General features: G+C 75.1%; 17 protein-coding genes and 1 tRNA gene. 4 read left to right on the top strand and 14 right to left on the bottom strand.

The genetic code is table 11. The features are described 5' to 3' along the window. Positions 1 to 116: 116 nt before the first annotated feature. The 4 genes from AC3WUG_RS00930 to AC3WUG_RS00915 form a co-directional block, all read right to left on the bottom strand. A complete protein-coding gene (locus AC3WUG_RS00930; RefSeq protein ID WP_492325911.1) occupies positions 117 to 818 on the bottom strand; it encodes a hypothetical protein in 702 nt (233 codons plus the stop codon). A 5-nt stretch (positions 819 to 823) separates the two neighbouring features. Next, positions 824 to 1,492: a hypothetical protein gene (locus AC3WUG_RS00925; RefSeq protein ID WP_492325910.1), complete on the bottom strand. Its 669-nt coding sequence runs from the start codon at positions 1,490 to 1,492 to the stop codon at positions 824 to 826. Next, complete coding sequence (locus AC3WUG_RS00920; protein ID WP_492325909.1) at positions 1,489 to 2,043, bottom strand: hypothetical protein; 555 nt, start codon at positions 2,041 to 2,043, stop codon at positions 1,489 to 1,491. Before AC3WUG_RS00920 ends, AC3WUG_RS00925 begins: the two co-directional genes overlap by 4 nt. Before the next feature lie 104 nt (positions 2,044 to 2,147). Next, positions 2,148 to 2,807, bottom strand: a complete 660-nt coding sequence (locus tag AC3WUG_RS00915; RefSeq protein ID WP_492325908.1) for a hypothetical protein — start codon at positions 2,805 to 2,807, stop codon at positions 2,148 to 2,150. A gap of 544 nt (positions 2,808 to 3,351) precedes the next feature. Between AC3WUG_RS00915 and AC3WUG_RS00910 the strand changes: the two genes are divergently transcribed. The 3 genes from AC3WUG_RS00910 to AC3WUG_RS00900 all read left to right on the top strand — a co-directional run bounded on the left by AC3WUG_RS00910 (position 3,352) and on the right by AC3WUG_RS00900 (position 6,570). Then, positions 3,352 to 5,868 carry a helix-turn-helix transcriptional regulator gene (locus AC3WUG_RS00910; protein WP_492325907.1) on the top strand — a complete coding sequence of 839 codons (2,517 nt, stop codon included), beginning with the start codon at positions 3,352 to 3,354 and terminating at the stop codon, positions 5,866 to 5,868. Positions 5,869 to 5,945: 77 nt separating this feature from the next. Further along, a tRNA-Gln gene (locus AC3WUG_RS00905) sits at positions 5,946 to 6,017 on the top strand. Positions 6,018 to 6,042: 25 nt separating this feature from the next. Continuing rightward, positions 6,043 to 6,570 (top strand): MarR family winged helix-turn-helix transcriptional regulator, encoded by a 528-nt coding sequence (locus tag AC3WUG_RS00900; protein ID WP_492325906.1) that lies wholly within the window; start codon positions 6,043 to 6,045, stop codon positions 6,568 to 6,570. Between the two features lie 58 nt (positions 6,571 to 6,628). Here the strand turns inward: AC3WUG_RS00900 and AC3WUG_RS00895 are convergent, their stop codons facing one another. The 10 genes from AC3WUG_RS00895 to AC3WUG_RS00850 form a co-directional block, all read right to left on the bottom strand. Continuing rightward, on the bottom strand, positions 6,629 to 7,792 hold the full coding sequence (locus tag AC3WUG_RS00895; RefSeq protein ID WP_492325905.1) for an ABC transporter permease: 1,164 nt from the start codon (positions 7,790 to 7,792) through the stop codon (positions 6,629 to 6,631). Beyond that, positions 7,789 to 8,727, bottom strand: a complete 939-nt coding sequence (locus AC3WUG_RS00890; protein WP_492325904.1) for an ABC transporter ATP-binding protein — start codon at positions 8,725 to 8,727, stop codon at positions 7,789 to 7,791. The genes AC3WUG_RS00895 and AC3WUG_RS00890 overlap by 4 nt, the downstream gene beginning before the upstream one ends. Before the next feature lie 133 nt (positions 8,728 to 8,860). Then, positions 8,861 to 9,619, bottom strand: coding sequence for a response regulator (locus AC3WUG_RS00885; protein ID WP_492325903.1), 759 nt, complete (start codon positions 9,617 to 9,619; stop codon positions 8,861 to 8,863). Further along, positions 9,616 to 11,046 carry a sensor histidine kinase gene (locus AC3WUG_RS00880; RefSeq protein WP_492325902.1) on the bottom strand — a complete coding sequence of 477 codons (1,431 nt, stop codon included), beginning with the start codon at positions 11,044 to 11,046 and terminating at the stop codon, positions 9,616 to 9,618. Before AC3WUG_RS00880 ends, AC3WUG_RS00885 begins: the two co-directional genes overlap by 4 nt. Positions 11,047 to 11,198: 152 nt before the next feature. Continuing rightward, positions 11,199 to 13,295: a hypothetical protein gene (locus AC3WUG_RS00875; protein ID WP_492325901.1), complete on the bottom strand. Its 2,097-nt coding sequence runs from the start codon at positions 13,293 to 13,295 to the stop codon at positions 11,199 to 11,201. A 66-nt stretch (positions 13,296 to 13,361) separates the two neighbouring features. Continuing rightward, on the bottom strand, positions 13,362 to 14,348 hold the full coding sequence (locus AC3WUG_RS00870; RefSeq protein ID WP_492325900.1) for a glycoside hydrolase family 130 protein: 987 nt from the start codon (positions 14,346 to 14,348) through the stop codon (positions 13,362 to 13,364). Between the two features lie 3 nt (positions 14,349 to 14,351). Beyond that, positions 14,352 to 15,188, bottom strand: a complete 837-nt coding sequence (locus AC3WUG_RS00865) for a carbohydrate ABC transporter permease (protein ID WP_147795722.1) — start codon at positions 15,186 to 15,188, stop codon at positions 14,352 to 14,354. A gap of 1 nt (position 15,189) precedes the next feature. Then, positions 15,190 to 16,161: a carbohydrate ABC transporter permease gene (locus tag AC3WUG_RS00860; protein ID WP_492325899.1), complete on the bottom strand. Its 972-nt coding sequence runs from the start codon at positions 16,159 to 16,161 to the stop codon at positions 15,190 to 15,192. 1 nt (position 16,162) lies between these two features. Continuing rightward, entirely contained in the window at positions 16,163 to 17,443 is a 1,281-nt protein-coding gene (locus AC3WUG_RS00855) for an extracellular solute-binding protein (protein ID WP_492325898.1), read from the bottom strand. Further along, the gene (locus tag AC3WUG_RS00850; protein ID WP_492325897.1) at positions 17,440 to 18,480 is read right to left on the bottom strand and encodes a LacI family DNA-binding transcriptional regulator; all 1,041 of its coding nucleotides are present in this window, start codon (positions 18,478 to 18,480) and stop codon (positions 17,440 to 17,442) included. The genes AC3WUG_RS00855 and AC3WUG_RS00850 overlap by 4 nt, the downstream gene beginning before the upstream one ends. A 98-nt stretch (positions 18,481 to 18,578) precedes the next feature. Here AC3WUG_RS00850 and AC3WUG_RS00845 point away from each other — a divergent pair, with 98 nt between their 5' ends. Beyond that, entirely contained in the window at positions 18,579 to 20,390 is a 1,812-nt protein-coding gene (locus AC3WUG_RS00845; RefSeq protein WP_492325896.1) for an ABC-F family ATP-binding cassette domain-containing protein, read from the top strand. Positions 20,391 to 20,393 lie beyond the last annotated feature (3 nt).

Raw genomic sequence — 20,393 nt, 5'->3', positions numbered from 1 at the left:
GCGCGGACCGGCGGGGCCGGCGGCCCGCCGCGGCGCGGGCGGCGCGGCGGGTGGCCGGCGGGGTGGGCGGTGTCACGGTGACCCTCCAGGGCAGAGCGGGCGGGGCGGGCGGTCGGTCAGGTGGTGGCGACGAGGTGCGCGGTGAGCGAGGCGACGCCGCCGTTGGCCAGCGTCAGGTCGCTCTCCCCGGGCAGCCGCACCTCGAGCGTGACGAGCCGGGCCGTGCCGGCCGGCAGCGTGCCGAGCTGGATCGGCAGCTCCTCGACCGGGAGGTCGTCGGCCACCAGCACGTCGTCGACCAGCACGTCGAACAGCAGCTCGTCGAGGTAGGCCGCGTTGGCCTCGCCGACGGTGGCCCGGGTGCCGTCCGGGTGCGCGGCGAACCGCGACGGCGTCGGGTCCTCCAGGTCGGTGCGGGACAGCACCCGGAGCTCGAGCGCCGCGTCGAGGCTCGCGGACGCGTTGCGCACCGGGATGTCGACGGTGGCGGAGGGCCCGCCGGGTCGCAGGGTGCCGTCGTCCGGGATCGGCACGGTGCCGCCGACGCCGGGTGCGGGGTTGACCGGGCCGGCGCCCTCCTCGGGGATCCGCACCCAGGTGCCGTCGTCGGACAGGTCCCGGGTGTTCTGGCTCTTCACCTCGAGGTGCAGCTCGGCCGGCGTGCCGAAGCCGCTGTCCCCGCCGACGTTGAGCCAGGAGCGGTCGGTGAACGCGGCGGTGGTGACCAGGGCGGCGACGGCCAGCACGGCTGCGCCGGCGACGACGGTGCGGCGCGGGAGACCCCGTGCGGCACGGGTCCAGGACGCGAGGCGGGACATGGCGGTCACTCCGAGAGGTCGGTGGCGAGGGCGTCGGACGAGGAGCGGCGGCGCCGGCGGGCGGCCAGCAGGAGGCCGACCACCGCGAGGCCGAGGGCCAGGGCGGCGAGCGCCAGGACGGAGGCGCCGGTCACGGCGAGCGCGCCGGACGGCGCGGCCTCGGGGGTGACGGGCACGACCGGCGGGACGTCCTGCGTGGCCACGAGCGACAGCACCAGGGTCAGCCCCTGCCCCTGCAGCGCGTCGCCCGCGGTCGCCGGCAGCGTCGCGGTGCCGTGCAGGTGCATCGGCTCGGGCCCGAGCACGCCGAGCGCGATCGGCGCGGCGGCCAGCTCGGCGGCCGTGCCCTGCGCGAGGACCTGGCCGGCGTCGTCGGTGAGCGCGAGCACCAGCGCGTCCGGCCCGGCGGCGAGCGGGCCGGTGCCGCCGTCCACCAGCAGGACGAGGTCGCTCGTGCTGCCGGGGCGTGGCGTGGCCAGGAGGTCGAAGGCGGTGCTGCGGCCCGGGTAGGGCACGCTCAGCTGCGCGGTGCTCGTGGCCCCCTGGACCAGCGGCAGCGTGGGGTCGACCGGGGCTGCTGCGGTGGGGGCCGCCGCGACCAGGGCCGCGGCCAGGGCGAGCAGCCCGGTGAGCAGGACGGCCGCGGCGCGGCGCGCGTGCTGGAGGCGGGTCATCGGGTCGTCCCCTCGATCACGACCTGCACCCCGGTGCGCACGCCCGCCCAGCGGTCGTCGCCCGTGGCGGGGGTCTGCACGCGGATGTCGAGCACCCGGTGCCCCTGCCGGTCGGCCGGGAGGTCGCCCGGCAGCTCGGCGAGGACGTCGGGGGCGAGCCCCTCGGCAAGCACCACCCCGTCCTCCGCGATCTGCACGTGCAGGGCGTCGAACAGGTCCGGCGCACCGACGGTCGGGTCGGGGTCGGACAGCGCCACCACCGCGCCCGCGGGCACGCCCGCAGTGTTGCGGACCGCCACCCGGACGTCGACGACACCACCCGGTGCCGGGGTGTGGTCCGGCACCTCGACCGTGACCGGCTGCGTGCTCGGGTGCCAGTCGGCCTCGGCGGGCGCCCAGCCGGCCGTCGCGCTGCCGGCCGCCTCGAGCGCGAAGGTCACGCCCGTGAACTCCACGGCGGTGTCGCTGCGGTGCACGACCTGGGCCGCGGTCAGGGCGACCAGCAGGCCCAGCGGCACCGCGAACGCCGCGGTGCGTCGGTACGGGGACATGTCCGTCCTTCCTCGGTGGTGGGGCGGGGAAGCGGGGGGGGGGGGGGGGGGGGGCGCCCCCCCCCCCCCCCCCCCCCCCCCCCCCCCCCCCCCCGCCGACGGCGTCAGACGGACGAGCCGTCCAGGACCGCCTGGATGAACGCGCCCTTGCCGGAGAGCGTGTTGTCCTCCCACGCCGCGCCGGAGTCGGCCTGCGACAGCAGGCGGATGCTCAGCGAGACGGTGGTCTCCTCCTCGGCCGCCAGGTCGTTCAGCGCGAGCGCGGAGACCTCGGCGAAGGTGAGGTCGGTGTGGCTCACGGCCGCGCCGAGCTCGGTGGCGGGCATGGTCACGTCGAACCGCAGGCTCGCCAGGTAGTTGGCGTCGGTCACCGTGCCGGCCTCGGTGTCGTCCGCGAGCTGCGCGAGCGAGAGGGCGAGCGACGAGGTGAAGTGCGCCGAGTCGTTGCGGACCGGGATGTCGACGCTGATCGCCTCGGAGCCCGGGAACAGCGACTGGGCGCCCTCGAGGAACACCGGGACACCGATCGGGTCGTCGGCCTCCTGCCAGGTGCCGTCGTTCAGGAAGACGCCCTCGGCGTCGGTCGCCCCCACCTGGATGTTGTAGGTCGAGTCGGCGCCACCGATGCCGTTCGCGCCACCGAGGTTGAGGAACGCGTTGTCGGTGAACGCGGCCGTGGTGATCAGCGCCGCGACGCCGGCGAGGGCGCCCCAGGCGACGAGGCCCTTACGGCGGCGCTTGCGGTCGTGGGTCTGCGTGGTCATCTGGATCCTTCGAGAGACGGGCCCGTCGGTCGGGCACCTGGTTGGGGTTGCTGAACCAGATTCGGGGGGACGCGGATTCACGTTCCGGGAGCCTGCGCGGGGTGTAGGGGGCGCCGGCGACCCGCCCCCGGACCCCCGCCGGGACCCCCGTCGTCCCAGGTCAGAGCGCTGGCGGTTCTCGGTCCGATCCGGCTGCAGACCGCCACGGAACTGCTCGAAAGTCGTGTGGGACCTTGGGCCCAGATGTGAGTCGAGGCGCTCTCGGGGCCGTGCGTCGGGTGCGCGATCGACACCGAGACGCCGCCCGGCGCGGTCGTCCGCACGCACCATCCGTGCGGCCGGGAACGCAAACCGGACGACCCGGACACCCCCACCCGCCCGACGCACGGCACCCCCTCACGCCCGTGCACGGCCACCACGCACCTCCGCCGCGGTGCGCCCCTCACCGACGGTGGGGGGTCGGCGTGGGAGTGGTGCCGCCGGACACGCGTGTGCAGGGCGGCGGAGGAGGGTCCCCGATATGGTGAAAATGAGTGCACCTGCGGTGAACTGTCAGGGGGCGGTCGGGACGAGCGCGGAGCTGCGGCGCTGGCTGGCGCTGGGACGGGACGTCGTGCTGCGCGGCGACCACGGGGCGGGCAAGTCCACCGCCCTGCGCTCGCTCCGCGTCGACCTGTCCGGGCGCAGGCGCCCGGGGATCGTGGTGCGCGGCGCGGGCCCCGGCGACCACGCCACGCTGCTCGACCACCCCGCCCTCGACGTCGAGGACGCGACCGAGCGCGCGCTGCTCGCCTGGCTGGTCGACGAGCTCAGCGCCCCGCGCAGCGTGCTCATGCTCGACGACCTCGACCGCGTCGACGGCCTGTCGCTGCGCCTGGTCGAGAGGGCGCTGCGCCGCACCGGCGCGGCACTCGTCGCCACCACGACCGCGAACCCGCTGCGGCTGGAGGTCCCCGAGGCCCGGTCCGTGCTGGCGTCCCGCGCACCGGCCGCGCTGCGGGTCCGACCGCTCGACCTCGCCGCGGTGTCGACGATGCTCAGCTCGGTCCTCGGCGGGCCGGCGGACACCGGGCTCACCACCGCCGTGCTCGCCCAGAGCGGCGGCAACCCCGGGGCGATCGCGGCGCTCGTCGCGGCCGCCCGCGCGAGCGACGTGCTGCGCCGGAGCGACGGGCACTGGTCCGTCGAGGGCCGGCTCGCCGACGTCCCCGCCGACGCCCTCGCGTTCCAGTTCCTCGGCAGCCTGCGCGACGAGCTGGTCGACGCGCTGCGCCGGATGGCCGCCATCGGCCCCGTCGACGCCGACGAGGCGATGCGGATCGTCGACCCGGTCCTGCTGCACGATCTCATCGACCGGGGACGCCTGGTCAACCACCCCGTGGCGGCCGCCGGGGACGTCCTGGTGGTCGCGCCCCCGGCCCTCGCGCGCGCCCTGCGCCAGGGGGTGAGCATCGTCGAGCGCCGCGGCGCCGCCGCCCGGGCGAGCGCCGACGTCGGGCGCCAGCTCGAGCCCGTGCTGCTGCGCGAGGACGACCTGCACGCGCTGATCGACGCCGAGCTCAGCGAGCAGGAGGGGTTCCTGCGCTGGTCGACCGAGCTCGCCGGGCTGGTGCACGAGCAGGAGCAGATCGCGGAGAGCCTCGCGCGCGCGGCGTGGCTGGAGGACAGCACGGTCGCGAACGCCAACACGTACCTCGCGCTGCTGATGCTGCGCTACGAGACGACGCAGATCGACTCCGTGTTCCGCGCCACCGCGCTGTCCCCGCGGGACACCGCCGCCGACCGGCTGACCTTCCGGTCCTACCAGCTGTACTGGTTGAACGCCCAGGGGGTCGGCGAGGAGCTGCTGCGGACCATCACCGCGGGCTGGGGGGACGAGGCGCGCTCGCTCGTCGACGTCCACGGCTTGAAGGAGCGCGCCGTCGCCGCCATCAACCGGGGGGAGCCGATCGAGTCCGTCCTCACCCCGGAGGCCGCCCGGCACCAGGACCCGGTCGTGCAGGGCCGGCGGGCGTTCGCCCTGGCCGCGGCGGCCATCGAGGTCGGGCAGCCGGCCACCGCGCTGTCCCTGTGCGAGGGCTACCGCGACGTCGCCATGTCCGTCACGAGCCGGCACCACCTGAACGCGCTGCGGGTGCTCGCGAAGATCGTGCTCGGCCGCACCGAGGAGGCCGAGCAGGAGGCCCGCGAGCACCTGTCCGCGGCCTACGACGCGTACGACACCCTCGGCATCCGCCTGCACGCGTGCGTCCTCGCCGAGGCGCTGTCGTTCCACGGCCAGCTCGCGAGCGCCTGGCGGGTGCTCAGCACCTCCCTGCTGCTCGGGCACGCCGGCCCGCTCGACGAGACCTTCTACCGGCGCGGCCTGACCATCGGGACGCTGCTGCAGGCGAACGCCGGGCACGCCACGTTGTGCGCTGCGCTCGTCCGCGAGCTCGACGTCACCGCCCGCAGCTCCCGGTCCCTGATCAGCTCGCTGCACGCGCTCGCCCTCGCCGCCGACGCCCGCCGCTCCGGGCACCCGGACGCGGCCGAGATCGGCTGGCAGGCCGGTGAGCAGTACGCCACCTCCGGGCTGGTCTACCCCGCGCTGCTCACCTGGGCGTACTGCCTGCCCCGGCTCAGCCCCGAGCGCGCGAAGCGGGTCCGCGAGGTGTGGGCCCGCGCCGAGGTCCCGCTGCTCGACCCGTACCTCACCCTCCAGATCGCGATCGCCGAGCGCGACGCCGCGGCGGCCCGCTCGGTCATCGCCGACGTCGACCCGGCCGTCGCCCCCAGCCTGGTGCGGGTCGCCGCCGAGGTCCTCGGCGTCGGCAGCCCCGAGCGCGCCGGGCACCAGGGGGACGAGGCGCAGCAGCGCCCGGCAGAGCCGCTGTCGGCCCGCGAGCGCGAGATCGCCCGCCTGGTGCGCTCCGGCCTGGCCAACCGGCAGATCGCCGAGCACCTGCACATCAGCGTCCGGACCGTGGAGAACCACGTCAGCCGGGTGCTGCGCAAGCTCCGGCTCTCGGGGCGCGCGGAGCTGAGCGCCTGGAACGACGACGGCCCCGCCGTCGCCTGAGCCGCCACCGGGCGTGCGACGCGCACCCGGCGCGGGCTGGCAGACTGGCGGCCGACGCGGGGCGTGCCGTCCCGCGGTCCGCCCTGGTGTAACGGCAGCACGCAGGCCTTTGGAGCCTTGAGGTCCGGGTTCGAATCCTGGGGGCGGAGCCGCCCGTCGAGTACCCTCGCCCGCATGTCGGCAGCCGTTCCGCAGGGTCAGCCCGGCGCGCCCCGGGACGAGGTCGACCGGATCGTCGAGGCCTGGGCCCGCGAGCGCCCGGACCTCGACGTCGCGCCGCTGTCGGTGCTGTCCCGGGTCACCCGGCTGTCCCGGCACCTGGACCTCGCGCGCCGGCAGGCGTTCGCCCGGCACGGCCTGGAGCCGTGGGAGTTCGACGTGCTGTCCGCGCTGCGCCGCGCCGGCGCGCCGTACCGGATGTCGCCCGGCGCCCTGCTGACCCAGACCCTGGTGACCAGCGGGACCATGACCAACCGCATCGACCGGCTCGCGTCCCGCGCGCTCGTCGAGCGGCTGCCGTCCCCCGACGACCGCCGCGGCGTGCTGGTCAGCCTGACGGACGAGGGCCGGACCCGCGTCGACGCCGCGATGTCGACGCTCCTGGAGATCGAGCGCGACCTCCTCTCGTCGCTCCCGGCCCCCGAACGCGACCGCCTCGCGGACCTGCTCCGCACCCTGGTCGCCCCGTTCGACACCCCCTGACGACGACGCGCGCGGCACACCCCCCTGCGGGTGCCGCGCGCGTCGTCCGGGCGGGGGGTCAGGCCGCCTTCGTCAGGGCCTCCGAGAGCTTGACCCGGCGGCCGGTGCGGAGCACCGAGCGGGCGTAGATCCGGGCGCCGATGCCGGTGACCAGCACCGCGGTCCCCGCGAGGATCACCAGCGACACCAGCGGCTCCCACCAGGACGCCTCGCCGAGGAACAGCCGCACCGGCATCCCGACCGGGGCGCTGAACGGCACGTACGACATGATCGTCAGCACCAGGTCGTTGTCGTTGAAGAAGATGACGCCGAAGTACGGGATCATCACGAGCATCATCACCGGGGTGAGCACCGGGCCGGTGTCCTCGACGCGGGAGACGAGCGAGGCGGCGGACGCGAACAGCGCGGCCAGCAGCACGAACCCGACGAGGAAGAACAGCACGAACCAGGCGACCGGCGCCCCGACCATGCCGAGCAGGTCGTCCTGGCCGGTGACGACGAGGCCGACGACGGCCACCGCGGCGATCGCGGCGATCTGGCCGACCGCCAGCACGGTGTTGCCGAGGATCTTCCCGGCGAGCAGCGCCCGCGGCGGGACGGTCGACAGCAGGATCTCGACGATCCGGGACTGCTTCTCCTGGACCGTGTTCTGCGCGATGGTGCTGCCGAACGTCATGGCGGCCATGAAGAACGCGATGCCGAAGATGAACGACACGATGTAGCGCAGGCCGTCGGAGGTGCCGGACTCGTCCAGCAGCTCGACCGGCGGGGTCACGGCCAGCGCGCTGATCACACCGTCCGGCGCGGAATCCAGGCCGACCACGACGACGCCCAGCAGGTTGTCCGCGTCGTCGTCGGGCAGCACGGCGGCGGACACCTCCTCGGACTCCACCAGGGCGCGGGCGGCCTCGGGATCGGCGGCGTCGACCGCCTCCAGCCCGTCGACGCCCTCGATGACCGCGGCGGTCTCCGGCACCACGGCGACCTTGGTGTCCCCACCGCCGAGCCGGTCGCCCAGCACGGAGGTGAGGATGATGCCGCCGAGGACGAGCACGAGCAGCACCGCGGTCGAGATGAGGAACGACTTGCTGCGGACCTGCGTCGTGATCTCGCGCTCGGCGACCATGAGCGTCGCCTGCACCGTGTTCGGGGTGGCGGGCCGGCCGGCCGGCGCGGGGCCGGACGACGGCGCGTTCGACGGCATCGGGGTGCGGCGGCTCATCGCACGGTCTCCTTGGTCTTCGTGGTGGCGGGCGCCTCGTCGTGGCGCTCCTCGTCGCGGACGATGTCGCGGAAGATCTCCGCGAGCCGCGGGCGCACCGGGCTGAACTGCTGGACGGGCGCGGCGTCGAGGGCGGCGCGCAGGACCCGCTGGGCGGAGGCCTCGTCGGACTCGAACAGCGCGTAGCCGCCGTCGAACTCGACGACCCGGACGCCCGGCTCGGTGCGCAGCCAGCCCATGTCGCCGCCGGAGGTGATCTCGTACCGCGGGGCGGCGTGCTGGGCGCGGAGCGCCTCCTTCTCCCCCGCCGCGCGGATCTTCCCGCCGGCGATGACGACCACGTCGTCGCACAGCCGCTCGACCACGTCGAGCTGGTGCGAGGAGAACAGCACGGGCACGCCGCGGGCGGCGTACTCCTGCAGCACGCCGAGCACCAGGTCGACCGCCATCGGGTCGAGGCCGGAGAACGGCTCGTCGAGAACCAGCACCTCCGGCTCGTGCACCAGGGCGGCGGCGATCTGCGCGCGCTGCTGGTTGCCGAGCGACAGGTCGTCGACCGGGTCGGTCAGCCGCTCGCCCAGGCCGAGCTTCTCGAGCAGCTCGCGGGCCTTCTCCGTCGCGGCGCGGCGCTCGTAGCCGTGCAGCCGCGCGAGGTAGGTGATCTGCTCCAGCACGTGCATCTTCGGGTAGAGGCCGCGCTCCTCGGGCATGTAGCCGAACGCCCGGCGGCGGTCGTCGCCCAGCGGGCTGCCGTCGAGCGTCACCGTGCCCGAGTCCGCGGAGAGCACCCCGAGGATGATCCGCATCGTCGTCGTCTTGCCGGCGCCGTTGCCGCCGACGAACCCGGTGAGCTTGCCCCGCTCCACCGAGAAGCCGACGTCGTCGAGCACCAGCCGGTCCCCGAAGGACCGGTGGATCCCGTCGAGCTGCAGCATGTCGTCTCCTGTCGTGACCTGTCCGGACTTGTCGTCCGCTGAGGTCAACGCTAGAAGGCGACCAGGCCCCGGCACCTCGGCCGCCGGGCGGAACTTGCCGGGCGCGCGGGCCTCCGTCCCGGGGCGGAGGGGGTCAGTCCGTCAGCCCGTTCTCGAACGCGTAGACGACGGCCTGCACCCGGTCCCGGAGCCCGAGCTTGGTGAGCACGTTCGACACGTGGGTCTTGACCGTCGCGCGGCCCAGGACGAGCTCGGCGGCGATCTCGTCGTTGCTCAGCCCGCGCGCGACCAGCCGCAGCACCTCCAGCTCGCGCTCGGTCAGCCCCGTGGCGGAGGGGTCCCCGGTCCCGCGCGCGGCACCCGCGGGGCTCCCTCCGGAGGCGGAGCCCTGGCCGACGACGGCCCGGGCGATCACGGCGCGGGTGACCTCGGGCGACAGCAGCGCGTCCCCCGCGGCGACGGCGCGCACCGCGTCGGCGAGCTGCTCGGGGCGGGAGTTCTTCAGCAGGAACCCGGCGGCACCCGCCTGCAGCGACTCCAGCAGGTAGTCGTCGCGGTTGAAGGTGGTGAGCACGAGGACGCCGGCCGTGATGTCGGGGTCGGCCGTGATCCGCCGCGTGGCCTCCAGGCCGTCGACGCCCGGCATCTGCACGTCCATGCAGACGACGTCGGGGCGCAGCGCCCGCGCGAGCTCGACCGCCTCGGCGCCGTCGCCGGCCTGCCCGACGACCTCGAGGTCCGGCTGCGCGCCGAGGATCGTGGCGAGCCCCGCGCGCAGCAGCGCCTGGTCGTCGGCGAGCACGACGCGCACCGGCCGGCCCGGGCCGAAGCCGCGGTCCGGGCCGTCGGCCTCCGTCGCGTCGTCGAACCGCACCGCGTCGGCCCCGCTCATCGCGCCCCTCCCGTCCGCGGCCCGAGCGGCACCCGCGCCCGGACCAGGTACCCGCCGCGCCCGCGCGCGCCGGTCTCCAGCGTGCCGCCGTCGGCGGCGACCCGTTCCCGCATGCCGACCAGGCCGAGCCCGCCGGACGTCCCGCGCCGGGCGGCGCGCCGCGCGCCGGTGCCGTCGTCGGTGACCTCGAGCTCGACCGCGTCGGGCTCGTACCGCAGCCGGACGTCCACCCGGGCGCCGGTGCCCGCGTGCTTGCGCACGTTGGTCAGCGCCTCCTGGCAGATCCGGTACAGGTTGAGCGAGGTCAGCGGCGGCACCCGCACGGGCTCGCCGATCACCTGGTACTGCGCCGCGAGCCCGGTGTCCGCGGCCTGCTGCACCAGCTCGGGCAGCCGCTCGACGGACAGCGAGCCGACCGCGGAGGCCGCGTGCGCCTCGGTCCCGGACTCGCGCAGCGTGCTGAGCAGCCCGTGCAGCTCGTCGACGGCCTCGCGCGCGGAGTCCTCGACCTGCTCCAGCGCGGCGGCGGCCTGCTCCGGGTCGGACGCCTGCACCATCCGCGCCGCCGCGGCCTGCACGCCCATCATCGACACGTGGTGCGCGACCGCGTCGTGCAGCTCGCGCGCCAGCCGCAGCCGCTCGATCGCGACGGCCTGCTCCTCGACCCGGCGGCGCTCGCCCACGAGCAGCCGGCCGCGGTACTCGGTGCGGGCCCGCTCGCGGGCGGCGTTCCAGGCGTGCTCGCCGAACCACCAGGCCCCGGCGAAGTACAGGATGTTGGTCAGCAGCTGGATCAGCAGGTAAGCGACGAGCGGGGAGAACGCGCCCGCGTTGGAGAAGCCCTCGATCCCCTCCGGGTCGGTCACCGCCTGGAACATCGCGACCAGCAGCCAGACGAACATCGCGACGACGATCCCCGCGCGCACCCACAGCGCCCGCGCGCGGTTCCGGTCCCACGCGCCGACCGTGTAGAGCGCCATGAACAGTGCGATGTTCGCGAACAGCGTCTCCGGGACCCGCAGCTCGCCCACCAGGACGAACGCCGCCGCGACCACGACCGCCACCACGGCGGGTCGCTGCCGGCGCCACGCGAGCGGTGCGGTCACCGCGAGCACGCACAGGACGGCGACCCAGCCCTCCGCGGGCTCGTCGTACATGCCCGCGGTGCGCCCGAGCGCCAGGCTGAGGATGCCGCCGACCAGCAGGCCCGCGGCCAGCAGCACGTCGTACCGGCGCTGGTCGGGGGTGATCGGCGGCCGGCCCCAGCCCGGGGCGTCGGGGTCGGCGAGCACCTCGGCGGGCGGGACGGCGGGCGCGGCCGGGTCGTCGGCGCGCGCGGGACGCCCCGGGCCCGGGCGCGTCGGATCGGCGTGGTGGGTGACGTCCGGGACGCCGGCCGTGTCGGGGTCGCGGTCGAGCGGCTGCACGGGTGCCACCGTAGCCGGACCCCGCCGGGACCCCCGGGCCGTGACCACGGCGGACGCCCCGTCCCCGGCCGCGGGAACGGCCCGCCCGAGGGTGCGGCCACCGCGTGCCCGGCGATCGCGACCTCCTGCACCCGCGCTCGGCGCCGGGCCGCTCAGCGCGTGATTGTGAACCCGCCCGCGGGCACCGGGACCGCGGCGCCCGGGCCGGCGGCGGCGACCCGGCGGTCGACCCGGCCGTCGGGCAGGTACGCGGCGCCGGAGCCGGCCGCGAGCGCCGGTGCCGACGTGGCGCGGGCCGTCGACCCCGCGTACAGCACGGCGTCGGTCCCCGTCGTGGTGGACCAGCGCGCCGTCGCCACCGCGGGCCGGAGGAGCAGGGCGTCGAGCCGCAGGTCGCCGCCGCCCTCGTTGGTGCAGCGCACGGTGACCACCCCGGCCGCGGGGGCGCCGCCGGGCCGGCCGGCGTCCGGCAGCGGCCGGTCGAGCAGCTGGGGCACCAGGCTCCCGTCGGCCTCGGTGAGCCCGGCCGCACCGGTGCCGCCGTTCTCGGTGCGCCCCAGGCGGGGCCCGTCGACGACCTCCCAGCGCGCCCGCCCGGCCGGGGCGGCGGTCCGCCACACCAGCGGCAGCGCCCACGCGCCCGCCCCGGCCCCGGGCACGTCGAACTCGACCGTCGACCCCGGCGGCACCCGCACGTACCCGCCGCCGACGAGGTTGCCCTCGCCCGTCCACGCGCCCCCGGCGGGCCGGACCACCTCGCAGCCCGCGCCGAGCCGCGCGGCCTCGGCGTCGAGCACCCGGAGGCCGTCGTGCGCGGCGAGGCCGGTGATCGACCGGGCGACCTCCGCGACGTCGGGCCGGGCGTCGAGCAGCTGCATCGCGAGCAGGCCGTGGATCGTCGACTCGGCGCCGGAGTTCCGGTTGACCCGGCCGTCGGTCTCCACGCCGTCGAACGTGACCCCGGTGGCGGGATCGTACACCGGCACCCCGGCCGGGTTCGCACCGAAGAACCAGCCCGCGGCCAGCCCGCCGAGCACCCGCAGGCCCTCGCCGCCGCCCGCGTCGGCCGCCGCCAGCGCCGCCGCGACCCGCCCGTGGGCGCCGTAGGCGATCTGCGCCTCCCCGGGTGCCGGGGTCCAGGCGTTGAACGGTCCGCCGGTCGCGAGGACCAGCGGCGTGAACGTGCCCGCGTCCGCGAGCGCCGCGCGCCGCCAGTCCCGCCGGCCGCGCAGCGCCCCCGCCGCCGCGAGCGCCTCCGGGGCCGCCGCGCCCCAGGCGTGCCAGAACCCGAGCGACCCGGTCCACGGCAGCACGGCGCCGAACGGCCACGGCCGGGTGTCGGGCGACCCCATCGCCGCGATGCCTTCGGCGTACCGGTCGAGCGCGCGGGACAGCTGCCGGTCACGGGGCAGCACCCGCACGGCGGCCACCAGGCCCAGCACCGCCTCCGCGGTGGCGTCCGCGCCGCCGGCGATCAGCCAGCCCGGCAGCGGCACCCCGTCGCTGCGCACCCGCCGCCCGTACCGGGACAGCGACTCCTGCTCGAGCGCGGCGACCGCGAGGTGCAGCCGGTCGAGCAGGAACTGCGCGAACGCCGGGTCGTCGGCCGCGAACGCCGCGTACCCCTCCCCCAGCGCCCAGACGGTGCGCGCGAGCCAGTACGACTCGGCGGAGTTCGACGGGTCGGGCAGCTCGACCGGCTCGGCGCTCGGGTTGAGCGCCCCGTCGGGCTGCTGCCACAGCACCACCCGGCCGGCGTGCGGCCCGGAGTCGTCCTGCAGGTAGGTGAGCGTGCGGAGCAGCTGGTACGCCTGCTCCCGGCTCTCCCCGTCGCCCGCGGCCGCCCAGTCCCGCAGCAGGACGACCGCGGCGCGCGCGATGTCGTCCGCGTTGTACGCGCCCTGGCTCCAGTGCCCCGTGGCCGGGTCGAGGGTGCCGCCGCCGACCCGCCGGAACGTGCCGCCGTCGGCGTCGGCGTAGGTCCACGGGGCCAGCGCCGTGGGTTCCTCCGCGATCCGGTACGTGGTGTGCGCGCCGACGGCCGGCAGCGGCACCGTGTCGAGGAGGAACCGCAGGTGCGCGGGGTTCGCGAGCCTCGGCCCGGGCGGCGCGGTCCCGGCGGCGCGGGCGGTCGTGGCGCCGGTCGCGCCGGTCGCTCCGCTGCCGCCGGTGGCGGCGGTCCCGGGCGCGGCCGCCACCAGCGCGGGCACCGCGGCGGTCGCGGCGAGGAAGGTGCGTCGAGTCGTCATCGTCTCTCGTCCCCCTGGTCGGGTGGTGCGGGTCGGGTGGTGCGGGTCGGGTGGTGCGGGCGCGGGTCAGCCGCGGAGCGACGACCCCCAGGGCCGGGCGGGGTCGTGCACGGCCACCGCGAGCGTCGTGTCCGACTGCCCGTAGTAGGCGAACCACTTCCCGCCGAACTGCACGAGCCCCTCGACGAACGTCACGTTGGACACCAGCCCGTTGAGGTCCTCGAAGGTCTGCGGCCGCAGCCACGGCTCCTGGAGGCGGGCCAGCACCCGGGTGGGCTCGTCGGGGTCGATCGCGATCTGGCCGCACCGGTAGTCGACGTCGACGGTGCCGTCGTCGTGCACGGTGCGGGTGGCGCCGTTGGTGAGCATGACGAGCAGCCCGTTGTCGGTGAGCACGGGCGAGGTGCCGATCTCGACGAGGTCGGCGTCGAAGGACCCGGGCGTCGGCGCGTACATCGGCTCGGTGTCGGGCGTGCCCGGCGTCCAGTGGACCAGGTCGTCGCTGGTGGCCCAGTAGAGGCCGCCCTCGCCGAAGTACATCCACCACCGGCCGTGCATCTTCACCGGCACGATCACGCCCGCCTTCGACCACTCGTGCCCGCGCGGGTCGACGGTGGCGAACGTGTCGAAGCCCGGGAACAGCGGCCCGTGCCGGGTCCAGGTGCGCAGGTCGGTGGACGTCGCGAGGCACAGCCGCGCGGCCTTCCGGTCCCAGCCGGTGTACGTCAGGTAGTAGGTGCCCTCGACGTACGCGATCCGCGGGTCCTCGCAGCCGAACTCCTCGTAGTCCTCCTGCGGGGACAGGATCGGCTCGGCCTCGCGCTCGAAGTGGTAGCCGTCGCGGCTCCGGGCCAGGCCGATGTGCGACACGATGTCGTCGGCGTGCGCCCGGTAGAGCAGCAGCACCTCGTCGTCGACGACCAGCGCCGCCGGGTTGTACAGGTTCGCCGACTCCCACGACCCGCCGCGGGGCCGCAGGATCGGGTTGCCCTCGTAGGGCACGAACGGGCCGAGCGGGAAGGTCGCGCCGGTGAACAGGGTGGTGGCGGTCATGGGTCAGCCCTTCACGGCGGAGCCGAGGTCGGTGGTGCGGAAGTACCGCTGGAACAGGCAGAACAGGGCGACGACCGGGAACGCGAGCGCGCAGGCGCCGGCGAGGATCGCGCCGTTGGGGTTGGCCGCGGTCTGCGACACGTTGGAGATGTAGTTCGCCAGGGACACGGCGAGCGGCTGCAGCGACGCGTCCTTGGTGATGAGGAACGGCCAGAGGAACTCGTTCCACGGCCCGATGAACGTCACGAGCACGACGGTCGCCAGCGCCGGCCGGACCAGCGGCAGGGCGATCGACCGCAGGATGCGCAGCTCGCCGGCGCCGTCGATCCGGGCCGCCTCGAACATCTCCCGCGGCAGCGCCCGGAAGAACTGGGCGAAGATGAACACCGCCGTGGTGTTGATCGCGAACGGCAGGATCATGCCGAGGTACGTGTCGCCCAGGCCGTAGCCGCGGGTGATCTGCACGTACAGCGGGATCATCAGCAGCTGGAACGGCACCATCTGCACCAGCAGCATGAGCACCCAGGTCAGCCGCCGCCCGGGGAACTGCAGCCGCGCCACCGCGTACCCGGCGAGCGTGCCGAGCACCACGGTGCCGAGCAGCACGCCCGCGGTGAACACCAGCGAGTTGACCAGCGACCCGGCCAGGTCGATCCGCGAGTCGATCTGCGCGAAGTTCTGCGTCGTCCACCCCGAGGTCGGCACCAGCCGGTCGGGGGTGTTGGTCGGGCTCTCCTGGAACGCCCCGACCACCATGAAGTAGAAGGGGAAGGCGAACACCAGCGCGGCCGCCGCCAGGAGCACCTGGCGCGCCACGGCACCGCCACGTCGTCGTCGCATGTCACCGCTCCCGGTTCAGTCGCTGCGCGGCCAGGGACAGCAGGCCGACGACGATCACGAGCACCATCCCGATGGCCGCCGCGACGTCGGGGTTCTGCTGCTGGATGCCGCGCTGGTAGATGAGCAGCACGGGCGTCACGGACGCCCCGTCGGGGCCGCCGCCGCCGGTGAGCAGGTACGGCTCCGTGAACAGGTTGGTGCCGGTGATGATCGCCAGGACCAGCACGAGCGTCGTCGCCGCCCGGACCCCGGGCACCGTCACGTTGAGGAACCGCTGCACCCCGCCGGCCCCGTCGGTCTCGGCCGACTCGTACAGCTCCCGGGGCACGTTCTGCAGCGCCGCGAGGTACAGCAGCACGTAGAACCCGAGCTGCTTCCACGTGACGTACAGGGCGATCGTCGGCATGGCGAGGGCCTTGTTCGCGAGCCAGGACGGGTCCGGCGCCAGCGGCCCCAGGACCGCGTTGACCAGGCCGTTCGACGAGAACAGCAGCATCCACACCCCGACCAGGGACACGCTCGCCGTCAGGTACGGCACGTAGTACGCGACCCGGTACGCCGCCGCCCACCGCACCCCGGCGTTCAGCGCGGACGCCAGCACCAGCGCGAGGCCGACGGTCAGCGGCACGTTGATCACCAGGAACACCGCGGTGTTCCGGAACGAGGCGAGCACCTGCGGGTCGGTCAGCACCGCCTGGAAGTTGTCGAACCCGACGAACGGCTTCGGCACCTCGACGCCCGGCGCCGTGAAGAAGTAGTCGTGGAACGCCATGTACGCCGAGAACCCGAGCGGGTAGGCGAACACCACCAGCACGAACACCAGGTAGGGCGCCGCGAACAGGGTGCCGAGCGGCTGGCCGCCCCACCACCACCGCCGGCCGCGGCCCCGGGGCGCGGGCGCCGGGGCGCGGCCGGTGCCCGCGCCCGGCCCCGCGCCCGGCGCCGCCCCCGCGCCCGCCGTCACCGTGGACACGTCAGCCCTGCACCAGGTCGTCGATCTTCGACGCCGCGGTGCTGAGGAAGTCGTCCACCGACGTGCTCTGGAAGATGACCGCCGACGTGTACGCCTCCCGGAACGTCTGCCAGGCCTCGATCGAGTTCGGGATGCTCGGCACGTCGCCGGTGCGGGCGGCCTGGTCCGCGAACACCTCGTACTCGGGGTGCTCGGCGAAGTAGTCCGGGTACGTCGCCGCGAGGTCCTGGCGCAGCGGCATCTGGCCGGTGGCCTCGAGCAGCGCGCCGTCGCTCTCCTCGCTGGTGGAGTACGTGAGGAACTCCCACGCCGTGCCCTGGTTCTCGCAGGACGTGAACATCGAGACGTTCTTGGAGTCGGCGAACGTCGTCACGTCCTCGCGGCCGTCGGAGGTCGGCACCGGCATGAACCCGACGTCGACGCTGTCCTTGTAGGACGCGATGGCCCACGGGCCGGCCATCTGCATCGCGGTCTGGCCGGACACCATCGCGTCGTCGGTGGCGGCCTCCTGCGGTGCGAGGCCGTCGGCGTAGATCGACGCCCAGAAGTCGGCGACGGCCTTGCCCTCCTCGTCGTCGAAGGTGGCCTTGCCGTCCTCGACCAGCGCGGTGCCGTCGGTCTCGGCCAGGTACACCGGGTAGAAGTCGAACCACGGCTGGTAGAAGTCGTTGGTCGGCGACGGCCAGATCGCGCTGGGCGCCGCCCCGGAGTCGACGATCTGCTGCGCCCCGGCCAGGAAGTCGTCGAACGTCGCCATGCCGGGGTTCTCCGGGTCCAGCCCGGCCTGGGCGAACAGCGCCTTGTTGTACATGACCATGACCGGGTTCGACTTCCACGGCAGCTGGTAGTAGCCGCCGTCGGTCTCGTAGACGGACACGCCGTCGCCGCCGCGCCCGGAGATGTAGTCGGCACCGTCGTCGAACGTCGTCAGGTCGACCAGCCCGCCCTGCCGCACCCAGCCGGGGACGGCCGCGCTGGAGATGTTGTAGACCAGGCACGGGGCCGTGCCGGCGGTGATGGCGGCCGTGATGGCCTCCTCGGAGGACGAGCCGGCCGGGATCTCCTGGGCCGTCACCTGCTCGTCGGGGTGGTCGGCGTTCCAGGCGTCGACGACGTCCTGGCCCCAGCCGACCTCCTGCTCGTTGTTCGACAGCCAGACGGTGATGGGCCCGGTGGCGCCGGTGGCGTCTCCGGACCCGCCGCCGTCGCCGGACCCGTTCGAGCAGGCGGCGGTGGCGAGGGCGACGGCGCCCAGCAGCGCGGCGGTGCGGATGTACCTCATGGAAGCTCCTCCTCGAGCACGTCAGGGGTGTGGTGCGTCGGCGCGGGGGCGTCGGTGCTCCCGCGCAGCTGCAGGGCGGTGCAGTCGACCGTGACGGACCGCGGCCCGTCGCCGGCCAGGTCGGACAGCAGCCGGGTGGTGGCGACCCGGCCGCGGCGGGCGGGGTCGGTGGACACGCTGGTGAGCGGCGGGCTCAGGTGCGCGGACAGGTGGTCGTCGTCGAACCCGGCCACGGCGAGCTCCTCCGGCACCCGGACGCCGCGGCTCTGCGCGTAGGACATCCCGGCGATCGCCATCGTGTCGTTCGCGTACAGGATCGCGGTGGGCCGGTCGCGCAGCGCGAGCAGCTCGGCGGTGTGCGCGCGCCCGCTGCCCGCGGTGAAGTCGCCCTCCCGCACGAGCTCCCGCGAGCCGACGGCCCGGACGAACGCGCGTGCCCGGGCGTACGAGTGCACGTAGCCGAGCGGGCCGGCGACGTGCGCGATCCGGGTGTGGCCGCGGGCGCGCAGGTGCGCGACCAGCTGCTCCACCGGGGCGGCGTCGTCGGTGCGGACGCAGGACAGCCGGGTCGGGCCGTCGTACGCGCCGAGCAGCACCGCCGGCAGGCCGAGGCCGGCCAGGAACGGCACCCGCCAGTCGTCGCGGTGCAGGTCGAGCGCGATGACGCCGTCCGCCCGCCCCGCGGCCATCGCCTGGTAGGCCCGCTCCTCCGCGCCCCTGCTGCCGACGACCTGGAGCACCAGCGCGACCTCGCGCTCGGCGAGCGTCTGCTCGACGCCCGCGATGAACGCGGGGAAGAACGTGTCGGACGCGAGGATCGCCGGGTCCCGGCGCAGCACGACGCCGATCGCGTTGGCCCGGCGGGCCGCGAGCGCGCGGGCGCTGCTGCTGGGCACCCAGCGCAGCTCCTCCGCCGCGGCGAACACCCGCGCCTTCGTGGCCGCCGAGATGGGCCGGTGGCCGCTGTACGCGTGGGACACGGTCGCCTTCGTCACGCCGGCGGCCCGGGCGACGTCGGAGATCGTCGGTCGGCTCATGCTCACCTCCTCGTGCAGCACGTCCTCCCGACCGTAAAAGCGGTTTGACGATCGAGCCAACCGGTTTGACGACGGCCGGCGCGCCCTACGCTTGCCCGATGGCCCACCTGCTCGGCGGCGAAGCGCTGCACCTGTCCTTCCCGACCAAGAACGTCTTCGACTCGGTGACCGTGGGCCTCAACGAGGGCGACCGGGTGGGGGTCGTCGGCCGCAACGGCGACGGCAAGTCCTCGCTGCTCGCGCTGCTGGCCGGCCGGCTCACCCCGGACTCGGGGCGCGTGACCGTCCGCGGCGGCGTGCGGATCGGCGTGCTGGACCAGACCGACACCCTCGACCCCGCGCTGACCGTCGGAGCCTCCGTCGTCGGCGACCGCGCCGAGCACGAGTGGGCCGGCGACCCGAAGGTCCGCGACGTCGTCTCCGGCCTGGTCGGCGACCTGCCGTGGGACAAGCTCGTCGGCGACCTGTCCGGCGGGCAGCGGCGCCGCGTCGCGCTCGCCGCCCTGCTGGCCGGCGACGACGACGTGCTCATGCTCGACGAGCCGACCAACCACCTCGACGTCGAGGCGGTCACCTGGCTCGCCCGGCACCTCAACCGCCGCTGGTCGTCGAACGCGGGCGGCCTGCTCGTCGTCACCCACGACCGCTGGTTCCTCGACGAGGTGTGCACCGCGACCTGGGAGGTGCACGACGGGATCGTCGAGCCGTTCGAGGGCGGGTACGCCGCGTACGTGCTGCAGCGCGTCGAGCGCGACCGGATGGCCGCGGCGACCGAGGCCAAGCGGCAGAACCTCATGCGCAAGGAGCTCGCCTGGCTGCGCCGCGGCGCCCCGGCCCGCACCTCGAAGCCGAAGTTCCGCATCGAGGCCGCGAACCAGCTCATCGAGGACGTGCCGCCGCCCCGCAACTCCGTCGAGCTGTCCCAGATGGCCACCGCGCGCCTCGGCAAGGACGTCGTCGACATCGAGGACGTGTCCGTGGCGTACGGCGCCCACGAGGTGCTGCGCGACGTGACCTGGCGGATCGCGCCGGGCGAGCGCACGGGCGTGCTCGGCGTGAACGGCGCCGGCAAGTCGACGCTGCTCGGCCTGGTGACGGGCGCCGTCGCGCCGACGACCGGCCGGGTCAAGCGCGGCAAGACGATCCGGGTCGCCACCCTCACGCAGGAGCTGGCCGAGCTCGCCGACATCGCCGAGACGCGGGTCAACGACGTCATCGCCCGGTACCGGACCTCCTACGTCGCCGGCGGCAAGGAGATGACCCCGGGCCAGCTGCTCGAGCGGCTCGGGTTCACCGCGGTCCAGCTCCAGACGCCGGTCAAGGACCTCTCCGGCGGCCAGCGCCGGCGGCTGCAGCTGCTGCTGATCCTGCTCGACGAGCCGAACGTGCTGGTCCTCGACGAGCCGTCGAACGACCTGGACACCGACATGCTCGCGGCGATGGAGGACCTGCTCGACACCTGGCCGGGCACGCTGCTGGTGGTCTCCCACGACCGGTACCTGCTGGAGCGGGTCACCGACCAGCAGTACGCGGTGCTCGACGGGCACTTCCGGCACGTGCCGGGCGGCGTGGACGAGTACCTGCGGCTGCTGGAGCGGTCGCGGGCGGGCGCGGGCTCCGTCGCGACCGGGGCGCCCACCGAGTCGTCGGGCGCCGTGGGCGGCGAGGTCGCGCCGTCGGGGCTGGACGGGGCGGAGCTGCGCGCCGCCAAGAAGGAGCTCGGCGCGCTCGACCGGCGGATCTCCAAGCTCACCGGCCAGATCGAGGCGCTGGAGAAGAAGATGGCCGAGCACGACCCCGCCGACTACGTGGGCCTGACGGCGCTCGGGAAGGACAAGGCGGCGCTCGAGGCCGAGATCGGCGAGGTCGAGGAGAAGTGGATGGCGCTGGCGGAGGCCGTGGAGGGCTGACCG

The organism is Cellulomonas sp. EB106-03-03-XG116, assembly GCF_058792015.1.
Note: the sequence above shows the minus strand (reverse complement) of the source record. Positions and strands in the feature narration are given on the sequence as shown.